We start from the raw sequence: 12,269 nt of genomic DNA on the forward strand, positions 1-12,269 counted from the left end.
TCAGAGCTGTAGATCGCAACTATCTTTAAACAAAACTTCAATCATGAAACTAAAAATTACACTAATCGCCTTATTTGGATTTATGCTCAACGCAACCGGCCAAGAGGCTGCCATTATAGATTTGGATCCAAATCAAAGCATGTCTATTACCGGGAAAGGCCCAGGACAAGATGCAACTATTAACCCTTATGTCTATGAAGACAGCATTATAGTGGTGTCAAATATTGGTAAAGGCGCCTTCTCTATTCGCGTTCAAAAAGAGGGCGAGATCCTTCAGGAATTTGCCGTTAAACCTGAGCAAACTCAAGAACTCATCATTTCCAAAGGTCTGGAGATCTATTTTGACACTGAAGTTATTGCAAAGGCTGCGGTATCATACAAGCCAGTCAAAAAAGAATAAATATGAACAACGACCTCTTAGTCAATGAGCGGCAAGCAGATCTGGGCAACTTTATGGTCGGGCGTCTGCTGCCTTTTCGTAAAAAACGGCAAGTAGGTCCGTTTACCTTCATTGATCATATGGGACCGGCTCAATTAGGTCCTGGCCGGTATATGGATGTAGATCAACATCCGCATATTGGCCTCAGTACCCTCACCTATCTTTTTAAAGGGCAAATAGAACACCGAGACAGCGTGGGAAGTGTTCAAGTGATCTCACCAGGAGATGTTGGCTTTATGACCTCAGGCATTGGTGTCACACATACCGAGCGCACTCCTCAAGCATTAAGAGACGGCCGCGAGTTTGATATGCACGGTTATCAGATCTGGGTAGCACTGCCACCAGAAAAAGAAACCATGGAGCCGCGCTTTGATTATTATTCAGCAGATCAAATTCCCACTTGGCAAGAAGGTCCCATACACTTTAAACTAGCAGCCGGAGAGGCTTTCGGCAGAAAAGCACCACTACAGGGCTACTCGCCTTTATTTATGGTCGATGTGTTCACCGCAGAAGAAACCACCTTGCAACTGGCTGGACAATTGCGCGGAGAAGTTGCCTTTGTGATTGTACAAGGACAGATCAATGTGGATGGACAAAAAGTAGATGCAGGACAAATGCTGATCAGCAAAACTGATGAACAATGCGAGATCTGCATGGACGCCAATACGCAGCTGCTCTTATTTGGAGGAGAACCCTTAGGGCAAGAGCACTTTTTACTGTGGAACTTTGTCTCTTCAGATAAAGAGCGCCTGGCTCAGGCCAAGTCCGACTGGGAAGCTAAAAAATTCCCTAAAGTTCCTGGAGATTCCACCTATATTCCAATTCCTCAACTCAAGCGATAAGGAATCAAGGTTTGCGCAATTTTCTTTAGTTTTGAGGGCAACTCAGAACTACTATGCGCACCAAGATTTTTACGCTACTGCTGCTCAGCTGCTTTACAATGATTACTGCTTGTAAAGAAGAAAAGCAGACTACTGTCACTACGCAGACAGACCCTACACGTTTTCCAGACACCATAAACTCCAGACTCACGGAAGCACACAAACGCATTCCAGGTTCTAAGGTTTATGCCTTGCTTCCTGAACAATTCAAGTTTGTTCGTGCACAGAATCAAATTCAAAAGGATCAGAATACTTTCATTCAAATCGTAGAAACGCCATCGGCTAAATTTGAAAATGCTAAAAAGGCCTTTAGTCGTGAGAATATAGAAGCTGGAGGGACGCAGGTTGATATTGTGCGCGACATCCGTTTTGGACCCTATGCCGGAATCTTTCTAGACGGCCCTTCTAATTTACCCACTCAACGCAAGGCGTCAATCGTTTTTGGAGACGATGACTTTGTTTGTTTGATCTTTGGAGAATATCCTAGCGATAGCCCAACGGCAAGAAATGAAGTATTGGATATCTTCAAAACAATGGTCCATGATAAGGAGCAAAACGCTGAAGATCTCTCTGGCCCCTTTTACACCTTTGATCCAAACATTACCGGTTTTAAGCCTGCCGTCCTGAGCAAACAGGTAGACATTTACAATAAAAACGGCAATCCAGAATCTGAGAAGGCTCTACCGACTTCAATGAACTTTGCTCCCATCCCTGTACTTCCGGTAGAAGCACAAGAAAAGTATTTTGAGCAATTGGTTGAAGAAAGTCAACAAGGACAACTAAAGATCACAGCTACTCCTACCAAACAAATTGTCATCAACGGTATGCCGGCAACGGTGCTAGAGACTACAGTGGTCTCCGGAGATAGAAGTGGTGTTTTTTACGCGGCCATTCTCAACGGAGCCAATAGCGCCTTAGTATTTATTTCTAGCGCCTTTGATGACCCTTTGCAACGACTGCCACAATACAAGGCAACTTTAGAATCCGTACGATTTAATTAATCCTTCAGCATTCTAAAAACAAAGACATATCGCAACCAGTTCAAGCCGCTTCTGGTGTTCTTTTTACTGTTTGTATTTGGCCGCGTCTCTGCTCAAGAAGCTGACAGTCTTTATATCAAATCCTATGTGGATAAGATCATCCTAAAACTCAATCTGGATACGCAGAATGAGGATTTTCAGGTCCTTGACCGCGTGCAGCCCGATCTTTTTTTAAGCACCAACAGCAGTTTGCGAGTCGCACTTTCTTTGGACTATGAATTCTTAGGATTTAGCGTTGGATTTGCCCCGCGCTTTTTTAACTCCAATAAAGACGACAAGCGCAAAGGAGCAAGTGATCTCACAGATTTTAGTTTTCGATTCTTTTTGGGCAAATGGGCTCAAGAGCTCAACTATCAAAGCAATCAAGGCTTTTACGTCGCCAATACGGGAGATTTTATTACCGATTGGGATCCAGATTCAGACCCCTTTGTGCAATTCCCAGACCTCAGGACGATCTACTGGGGCGCTTCTACGGCCTATGTTTTGAACGATAGATTCTCATTGCGGAATATTGTTTACAATACGGAATGGCAGCTCAAAAGCGCTGGAAGTTTTGTGCCGACCTTTCGCTACGGCTATCGCAGAGTTTCCGGAACTTTTGATCAAGGCAAGGAAGTGGAGAACAATTTTGAATTTGAGTTACTGGCTGCATATTATTACACTTGGGTTATTGATGAGCATTGGTTTATCTCACCGCAGCTTTCGCCCGGAATTGGAATTCAATTCAGCGAATCCACTCAGGAGTTTACTGGCATTAGAGAAACAGACACCCGCTACCCTATTGCCTTAGATGGAGGGCTTCAATTGGGTTACAGTTCTGAACGCTTCATTGCAGGTGCCTTTCTAAATTTTGAATCCACCTTTACCAATAATGGCGGTGGCAGTTCTCTTCTGAATGATCAAGTTTACGCACGAGTATTTGTAGGCATCCGATTAGATCCTCCAGAATTTATTGCCCGTCAGGCGCGCAAGATCAATGAGAAATTCGGATTATAAAAAAAGCGACCTCTTTGGGAGATCGCTTTTTGAATTTATAAGGTCTAATCCTTTATGCTAGATCAAATCGATCTGCATTCATCACTTTAGTCCAAGCAGCTACAAAGTCGTTTACAAACTTCTCAGTAGCATCATCTGTGGCATAAACCTCAGCGACGGCTCTCAACTCGGTATTTGATCCAAAGATCAGATCAGCGCGTGTTCCTGTGAATCGAACCTGTCCGGTTCTGCGGTCACGTCCTTCAAAGGTCTTCTCGTCAGCATCTGCAACACTCCAAGTATAGGTCATGTCCACCAAGTTCTTAAAGAAGTCATTGGTCAAAGCACCTACATTGTCTGTAAATACGCCGTGAGCAGATCCGTCATAGTTAGCTCCTAATACGCGCATTCCTCCAACCAAAACAGTCATCTCTGGAATTGAAAGCGCCATCAAGTTGGCTTTGTCTACAAGCAGATCTTCTGCTTTTACATCGATGTTTGGATTTACGTAGTTTCTGAACCCATCACCTAGAGGCTTCAAGTAGTTGAATTGCTCAATGTCTGTCTGCTCTTGGGTAGCGTCTCCTCGTCCTCCGTGGAAAGGAACACTCACCTCATATCCAGCATTACGAGCCGCTTCTTCAATGGCTGCGTTTCCAGCAAGTACGATCAAATCCGCCATAGAAACAGATCCGCTAAACTCGCTTTGGATCGCTTCTAAGACGCCAAGAACTTTATTCAATTCCTCCGGGCGGTTTACTGGCCAGCTGCGTTGCGGTTCCAAACGAACACGTGCTCCGTTGGCTCCTCCGCGCTTGTCGGTATCTCTGTACGTAGATGCAGAAGCCCAAGCAGTTCTCACCAATTCAGGAATGCTCAAGCCAGAAGCCAAGATCATTTTTTTCAATGAAGTCTCATCGTCCTTGCTAAGGCTGTTAGATCCAGCAGGGATCGGGTCTTGCCAAAGAAGATCTTCTGCAGGAACCTCTGGTCCTACATAGCGAACTTTAGGCCCCATATCTCGGTGCGTCAATTTGAACCAAGCACGAGCAAAAGCATCTTCAAAAGCTTTGTGATCTTCGTGGAAGCGCTTAGAAATCTCCAAATAAGATGGATCTGTCTTTAAGGCAATATCCGCAGTGGTCATCATCAAGGCTTGTTGCCCGTTCGGATCTCCAGCAGTTGGTGCCATTCTCGCTTTAGACTCGGCTGTTGGTGTCCATTGGTGGGCTCCAGCAGGACTCTTAGTAAGCTCCCAGTCGTAGTTTAACAGTACATCAAAATAATCGGCATCCCATTGCGTTGGGTTTGGCGTCCAAGCTCCTTCAATACCACTGGTAATAGTATCTTCTAAAACTCCAGACTTATAGGTGTTCTTCCAACCGGTACTCATTTCTTGCATTGTGGCTCCGTGTGGTTCAGGTCCAACATATTGTCCTGGATCCGCAGCACCATGTGCTTTACCAAAGGTGTGCCCTCCAGCAACCAAAGCAACAGTTTCTTCATCGTTCATAGCCATACGTCCAAAGGTCTCGCGTACGTCTGCAGCAGATCCCATCGGGTCTGGATTACCGTTTGGACCTTCTGGGTTTACATAGATCCAACCCATCATCACAGCCGCTAGAGGGTCCTCTAACTTACCGCCTTCATAACGATCTTCATTTGCACCCCATTCGGTTTCACTTCCCCAGTATACGTCTTGTTCTGGCTCCCAGATGTCTTCTCTACCTCCAGCAAAACCAAAAGTTGGGAAGCCCATAGATTCCAAAGCCACGTTTCCAGCAAGAATCATAAGGTCAGCCCAAGAGAGTTTATTTCCGTATTTCTTTTTGATCGGCCACAACAAAAGACGCGCCTTATCTAAGTTTCCGTTGTCTGGCCAACTGTTGATTGGTGCAAAACGCTGGTTACCCGTTCCGGCTCCACCACGTCCATCCCCTACTCGGTAGGTTCCTGCACTGTGCCAAGCCATACGGATCATCAATCCTCCGTAGTGTCCGTAATCTGCCGGCCACCAATCTTGAGAATCAGTCATTAGTTTTTCCAAGTCTTTCTTTAAGCCATCATAATCGATGCTCGCAAAAGCTTCGGCATAATTAAAATCAGGACCCATTGGGTTTGATTTTGTAGCGTGCTGACGCAGAATGTTCAGCTTTAATTCGTTAGGCCACCAGTCGCGGTTTTTAACCCCGCCACCTCCTACGGTGTTTTGTTTTCCGCTCAAGAAAGGACATTGGCTGGCGTCCATTCCATTGATATCCGGATGATCGTTATTTCCCATTTTTCGATGATTTTTGATTTTGTTTCTTCAAATTTACCATAAGCATCTCTTATTTCTTTTGGGAAGCTATCAGTAATGTTTATATCGGAATAATAGATATCCTTAAGCTGATTTTAACTGCGGAGCTGAATCGATCTAAACCACAGCATCTGTGGTAATGCAGAGTTTATCTTGCTCAAAACATCAAAAAAGAAACGAAGGTTTTTCGTACCTTAGAAGACAACCAACAATACTAAATTCCAACCGATGAAATCCTTAAAAATTTTGATTTTATGTGCACTGCTACTTCCTATCTCCGGGTACGCACAGCGCAATAAGAAAGCCAAGTCCCCGAAAATAGAAGACAGCCTGTTCCACGGCTTTGAATGGCGCAATATTGGCCCTTTTAGAGGAGGACGTTCCGTGACCAGTACTGGGGTGATTGGCGATCCCAACACCTATTATATGGGCTCTACCGGTGGTGGAGTATGGAAGACCACTGACCGCGGCATAAGCTGGAATAACGTCTCTGACGGATATTTTAAAATGGGCTCTGTGGGTGCTATTGCCGTTGCAGAGAGTGACCCGAATGTAGTGGTTGTCGGGATGGGAGAACACGCTGCTCGTGGAGTGATGACCTCCATGGGTGATGGTGTTTATATCTCCCACGACGCTGGAAAAACTTGGAAACACATCGGTTTGGAAAAGTCGCGTCATATTTCTGATGTCATTATCCATCCGCATAACCCAGATGTTATTTACGTTACCGCTCAAGGAGCACAATACGGCGCTTCAAGCGAGCGTGGTGTGTATCGCACTACTGATGGCGGTAAGAGCTGGGATCGTATTTTATATGTAGACGACCGTGTTGGAGCGGCTTCTCTGAGTATGGATATGAACAACCCGCGTATCCTTTATGCGGCGATGTGGGAACACGAACGCTATCCTTGGATCATGCAATCTGGGGGTCCAAAATCAGGATTGTATAAATCTGTGGACGGCGGTGAGACTTGGGATAAAATGAAATCAGGTCTGCCAGCGGCCTTTGGAAAAGCTGGAATTTCTGTTTCACGCGCAAACTCTGAGCGCGTCTTTGCAGTCATTGAGGCAGAAGGTACTCAAGGCGGAGTGTATCGTTCGGACAATGCGGGTAAGAGTTGGAAACAAGTCAATAAAGATCGTGTGAACATCGCACGCTCTTGGTATTATATGGAGATCTTTGCCGATCCTGTAAACGAAAATGTGGTTTATGTACTCAATGCTCCTGTTATGAAATCCATTGACGGTGGACGTAGCTTTAGCAATATTCCCGTACCCCATGGAGACAACCACCATTTGTGGATCAATCCAGCAGACAATAAGAACATGATCAATTCCAACGACGGAGGTGCCAACATCTCTTTCAACGGAGGGAAATCATGGAGCTCTCAACAAAATCAACCTACGGCGCAGTTCTATCGTGTAATTGCAGACAATCAGGTTCCTTATCACGTTTATGGAGGACAACAGGACAATTCTGCCATTGGTATTGCCAGTAGAACCAATGATGGTGGAATCGATTGGAAAGATTGGTATTCTGTGGCTGGTGGTGAAAGTGCCTTTATTGCTTTTGATCCAGACGATCCGCAAACAGTTTTTGGCGGAACTTATCAAGGGAATCTCAGCAAATGGGATCGTGATTCGCGCGCTCAAAAATCGATCAAGCAATATCCAGAACTCGGGCTGAGTATTGCACCTAAGGATGCCAAATACCGTTACAACTGGAATGCACCGATCATTACATCCCCTCATGATCGCTCGGTGATCTACCACGTGGGAAATGTAGTATTTAAGAGTACAGATCAAGGCATGAGCTGGACGGAGATCAGTCCAGATCTGACCAAAAATGAAGAAGACAAACACGGCCCTGGTGGTGGCCCCTACACTAATGAAGCAGCGGGTGGTGAAAATTACAACACCATCACTTCGCTTATGGAGTCTCAACACGAACAAGGCGTCTTGTATGCCGGAACCGATGATGGACTGCTGCACATTACCAGAAACGGCGGTCAAGACTGGAGCAATATTACGCCTCCGGGTATCAAGGATGGTATCATTAATAGTATTGATATTTCTGAACACGACCCAGCTACGGCCTATGTGGTGGTGATGCGTTATAAATCTATGGATCTGAAATCCCATGTATTTAAAACGAATAATTATGGCGCAAGTTGGACCCGCATTGTCAATGGTTTAGACGATGCTAACGGTTTTGCGCGAGTAGTACGCGCTGATAAAAAACGCAAAGGGCTCTTGTATGCGGGTACCGAAACTGGAATGTACGTCTCCTTTGACGATGGAGCGAACTGGCAACGATTTAATTTGAATTTGCCTGTTGTGGCAATCAATGACCTTTACATCCGTCAAAACGATTTGATTGCAGCGACCTCTGGACGCGCCTTTTGGATCTTGGACGATTTGAGTCCGCTACAACAACTGGATTTAAGTAATGCAAGTTTCCAGATCTTTAAACCTAAAGATACTTATCGACTGTTTGGGGGTGTTTCCAGAGCTCCGGGACAAGGTAGAAACCCGAGAATGGGAGTAACATTTGACTATTATATAGATCAAGTTGTAGACAGCTTAGACATTAAATTGGAAATCTTGCAAGACAACAAAGTGGTCCGTAGCTTCAGCAGTAGCAGACCTAAAGGATTTAAAAGCTGGCCAGGTGGACCACCTCCACCACAGGTGCTACCTAAAAAAGCAGGATACAACCGTTTTACATGGGGCTTTGATAGAGATCCTATACCTGGAGTCGACAAGGTCTTTGTCTTTGGTGGTTTGAACGGCGGTAGCGTTGCCCCTGGGATTTATACGCTACGCATGAGCTATAATGGAAAGGTAAGCGAAACACAGGCTACCATTTTGCCAAACCCAGCTGTGAAAGCAACAGCATCTGATTGGGCGGCTCAACAGCAAATGCTCAATGAAATCGAAGCAGTGGTGACCGAGATGCATGAGTCCGTGACCAAAATGCGTTCCGCCAAATCTCAGATTGCGCGTTACGCAGATTATTTAGCCGACAATGAATCCGCAGCAACCTTGATAGAAAAAGGAAAGGAGATCAGCAAGCGTATTACCCAATGGGAAGAGAATTTGATTCAAGCCAAGCAAAAGACCTTCCAAGATGTGATCAATTTCAACAACAAACTCAATGCACAGTTTAGAGTATTGGCGGGGTATATTGATCAAGATGATCCTACTTTAACTGCTGGGGCAAAGCAGCGTTTCAAGGACCTTATGGATGATTGGAAAGTCTATCAAGACGAACGCGATGCGATCATCAACAATGAAATGCAAGAGTACAATACACTCTATAAGTCTTTGGACTTGCCTGCCTTATTCTTGGATGATTAATATCCATAGAAGAGCATAAAAAAGCAGCTCATTGAGCTGCTTTTTTTGTTAGTCCCACTGTTTTAAAGTGGTACTGATTCCTTGGTATAAGGGGACGAAATTTGTACCTGAATTAGGAAGTATTGATGTATTACCCGTTCCGAAGAGCCACTGGGCACCTGATTTGGACTTGGAGCCGTAATTGTTTGGCGCGTACATACCCAAGTAGCCTTCTCCGTCTGTAGGCGTATCAGCACCTTTGATCACAAAATGGTTGAATTCGTCATCGTGTTCTGGGAAAGCCATTCCAACATCCTCAAAAGGACCGCTAAAGTTTCCTTCAGACAATTTTACCTGTACATTGTTGGAGTTGTTTACCCAGCTGTAGTATTTAAAAGCGAACAAATAGCTCCCGTCAGGCATAATTTGGTCATTTACGGTACTAATAGTCACATTACCCGCAGAAGAACTGATTGAGCTCGGGCTGATCAAATCACTATCTAAAGCTCCGCTTTTAGTAGTCATAGCCAAGTAATTCGCCAGATCGTTGTATTCGCTTTCTAAAATTGGAACCCATTCTCCCGGTTCAGCATCTAAGTAAGCGTCCCCAGAAGTGTGTAAGAAGGCCCAAATATCATCTACATTGTCAATCTCAATATCTATGCTCAAAATCTCTGTTTCTGTCCCATTACTGGCTTCAATGGTTCCGGTAATGTTTGTGCGCGATTCATAATCATAGACCAGCCAATCGGCTACGGTAAGTCCAGCAGTAGTTATGGCAAAGGCTCCCGGGACAGATTCAAAGGTTAAGGTGTAATTGACCTCACCACTAAGATCACTAGTTAAACTAGAAAGTAAGGTTCCGCTGTTGGGATACTCCGCTATAGAACGCGCAATATCATTCGTAGTTTCAAAAGGATCAGGGTCGTCGTTAGTGTCGTCGTTATTTTCAGAGCTACAGGCCATCAGCGTGAAGACCATCAGCAAGGAAAGAAAAAGTGAATTGCATTTCATGACTTAGAATTTTAGTTAATGTGTTGCCCATATTTTAAGGACAGCACAAACCTAGGGTCAAAAGCACGGAATTTCTAAAAAGGGGCATGGACAAAGCATGGACAGCCTGTAAAAAACATGGACAATAAGATCATCCTGCTCGACTACATCACCTTCTCCCAAAGAACACTCAATAGGTTGAAAATAAGATAATTAAAAACATAATCGTGACCTCTCATTTAGTTAAAATCATGAATTTACAGTGCGGATTTTCATGGACTGACACCTTAAGGGTCATGGATTGCATCTTCATTCTAACTATCTTAGACCTAACAACTAAGGCCAACATTATGAGCACAAAAAGACTAATTCTTGTCCTATTTATAGTATCCAGCGGTATAAGCTTTGGACAAAACCAAAGCCCTATTGACAGTTTACTTACTGCATACAATCAGCATAAAGAAGACACATTAAAACTCAAAACGATCAATAATCTCATCAACTATTATATGTATAGGAATACTCCGGAAGTAAAACCTTATGCAGATGAAATGCTCGCATTGGCTCGGAAGCTAAAAAACGTCAAAGGAGAATCATTGGCCTTATATCAATTGGGGGTTTACTATTACACCACTTTTGAAGCCGATTCTGCAAGTAGCTACTACAATCAAAGCTTAAAGATCGCTTTAGCAGATGAAGACGTTCCGCGCATCTCCTCGAACTATAGAGGTTTGACCATTATTGAGTTCAGCCAGGGGAATATGGCCGCGGCAGACAGTATCAATGATCTGGATCTGGCCAACAGTCTGAAATATCAAGACAGTATGGGCATTGCCTTGGCTTATGATTTTAAAGGGACGATCAATCAGAACAAAGGGTATTACGATATCGCCTTAGCCAATGTGCAAAAAGGCTTGAAATATTTTGAAGCCCTTGGAGATTCCATCCGAATTGCAGATACCTATACCCACTTAGCCACTTTAGAGAGTAATATTGGTAATACGCAAAAGGCCATAGATTACAATTTGATCGCCTTAAAGGTTTATCAAAAAGAGAACGATGTCTTCTACCAAGCCCAAGCCTTAAACGACATTGGGGTCATGTATAAGATCCTCAAGGAGTATGACAAAGCCTTGGAATATTTAAACCAAGCGGTCGATATTAGTGAAAAGGCCAAAGCCAATGAGGTCATGATCTCATCCTTTACTACCATTGGCGATGTTTATTTCGAACAAAACCAATTGGAGCGCAGCATCTCCTACTATGAAAAGTCCATTGCCTTAGGAGAAAGTCTTAATTCTAAACGGAAGGTCGCTCTGGCGCAAAACAAAATGGCAGGAGCTTATTTAGCACTACGCCAACCCAATCAGGCAATGCGCTTGGCAGAGCGTTCGCTGACCTATTCGGTGCCTAACAACACCATCTCTTTCCAAAGAGTATCCCAACGGGTAAAAAGTCAGGCTTACGAGCAACTCGGTAATTACGTGAAGGCTTTAGAACATCACAAGAACTTTAAGGTTTTGAGTGATTCCATCATCAATACGGAGACTTCAGACAATATTGAAAACCTGCGGGCGCAGTTTGATCTGGAGAAAAAAGAAGCGCGTTTGGCCTTGCAGGAACAAGAGATCATAGCACTAGACGCACAAGCAGAGTCTGATAAGTTGGCAAAATTGCTCTACGGTTTGGGCCTCGCTGCTACAGTGATCATTGGTCTTTTGGTGATCTTCGGACTCAGGCAGCGCATGCGTAAAAATAAGATCGAACGCGAAAAACAAGAAGCTATACTGCGTCAGGAAATCGAATTTAAAAAGAAGGAACTGGCCAGTCAGACCCTGCATTTGGTACAAAAGAGCACCTTTATTCAAGAGCTTAAAGAAAACTTAGAGAAGATCAAAAGCTCCCCGGAGCTCTTTAAAATTGAATTCCGAAGGCTGATCCTATTGCTTAAAAAGGAACGCGCAGAAGACAAGGATTGGGAGGTATTTAAATCTTACTTCTCAGAAGTACACAACAACTTTGATGATAAGATCAAAGAGATCAACGATTCCATTACGGAAAAAGAAATGCGTTTGGCCTCCTTTCTGCGGATGCGTCTAAGCACTAAGGAAATTGCTTCTATGCTGAATGTATTGCCAGACAGTGTGCTGAAATCAAAGTACCGACTCAAACAAAAATTGGCCTTGGACAAAGAGACTGACCTGGTAGATTTCTTAAACACCTTATAAAGCGAAAACCCCCGCTCATAAAGGATTGAGCGGAGGTTTTGCATCAACTAACTAAACAATTAACTGTGGAAATGA

The 12,269-nt window shown here is 44.1% G+C and carries 8 protein-coding genes; 6 read left to right on the forward strand and 2 right to left on the reverse strand.

Annotated features, from left to right (window positions below):
• Window positions 1–43: 43 nt before the first annotated feature.
• Genes ACSLP7_RS02985 through ACSLP7_RS03000 form a run of 4 tightly spaced genes read left to right on the forward strand, consistent with a single transcriptional unit; the run spans window position 44 to window position 3,356 of the window.
• Entirely contained in the window at window positions 44–400 is a 357-nt protein-coding gene (locus ACSLP7_RS02985; protein ID WP_435577935.1) for a hypothetical protein, read from the forward strand.
• Window positions 401–402: 2 nt separating this feature from the next.
• A complete protein-coding gene (locus tag ACSLP7_RS02990) occupies window positions 403–1,281 on the forward strand; it encodes a pirin family protein (RefSeq protein WP_435577936.1) in 879 nt (292 codons plus the stop codon).
• Between the two features lie 53 nt (window positions 1,282–1,334).
• Entirely contained in the window at window positions 1,335–2,321 is a 987-nt protein-coding gene (locus tag ACSLP7_RS02995) for a hypothetical protein (RefSeq protein WP_435577937.1), read from the forward strand.
• 54 nt (window positions 2,322–2,375) lie between these two features.
• A complete protein-coding gene (locus ACSLP7_RS03000; RefSeq protein ID WP_435577938.1) occupies window positions 2,376–3,356 on the forward strand; it encodes a DUF4421 family protein in 981 nt (326 codons plus the stop codon).
• 52 nt (window positions 3,357–3,408) lie between these two features.
• Here the strand turns inward: ACSLP7_RS03000 and katG are convergent, their stop codons facing one another.
• On the reverse strand, window positions 3,409–5,616 hold the full coding sequence (gene katG / locus ACSLP7_RS03005) for a catalase/peroxidase HPI (RefSeq protein WP_435577939.1): 2,208 nt from the start codon (window positions 5,614–5,616) through the stop codon (window positions 3,409–3,411).
• A gap of 246 nt (window positions 5,617–5,862) precedes the next feature.
• On the opposite strand from katG, the gene ACSLP7_RS03010 reads away from it, so the two are divergent.
• Window positions 5,863–8,994 carry a VPS10 domain-containing protein gene (locus ACSLP7_RS03010; protein WP_435577940.1) on the forward strand — a complete coding sequence of 1,044 codons (3,132 nt, stop codon included), beginning with the start codon at window positions 5,863–5,865 and terminating at the stop codon, window positions 8,992–8,994.
• A gap of 48 nt (window positions 8,995–9,042) precedes the next feature.
• On the opposite strand, the gene ACSLP7_RS03015 is transcribed toward ACSLP7_RS03010, so the two are convergent.
• On the reverse strand, window positions 9,043–9,987 hold the full coding sequence (locus ACSLP7_RS03015) for a hypothetical protein (RefSeq protein ID WP_435577941.1): 945 nt from the start codon (window positions 9,985–9,987) through the stop codon (window positions 9,043–9,045).
• Window positions 9,988–10,316: 329 nt separating this feature from the next.
• Between ACSLP7_RS03015 and ACSLP7_RS03020 the strand changes: the two genes are divergently transcribed.
• Window positions 10,317–12,194 carry a tetratricopeptide repeat protein gene (locus ACSLP7_RS03020; RefSeq protein ID WP_435577942.1) on the forward strand — a complete coding sequence of 626 codons (1,878 nt, stop codon included), beginning with the start codon at window positions 10,317–10,319 and terminating at the stop codon, window positions 12,192–12,194.
• Window positions 12,195–12,269: the final 75 nt, after the last annotated feature.

Origin of the sequence: Gilvibacter sp., from assembly GCF_965601605.1 — a bacterium.
GTDB lineage: Bacteria > Bacteroidota > Bacteroidia > Flavobacteriales > Flavobacteriaceae > Gilvibacter.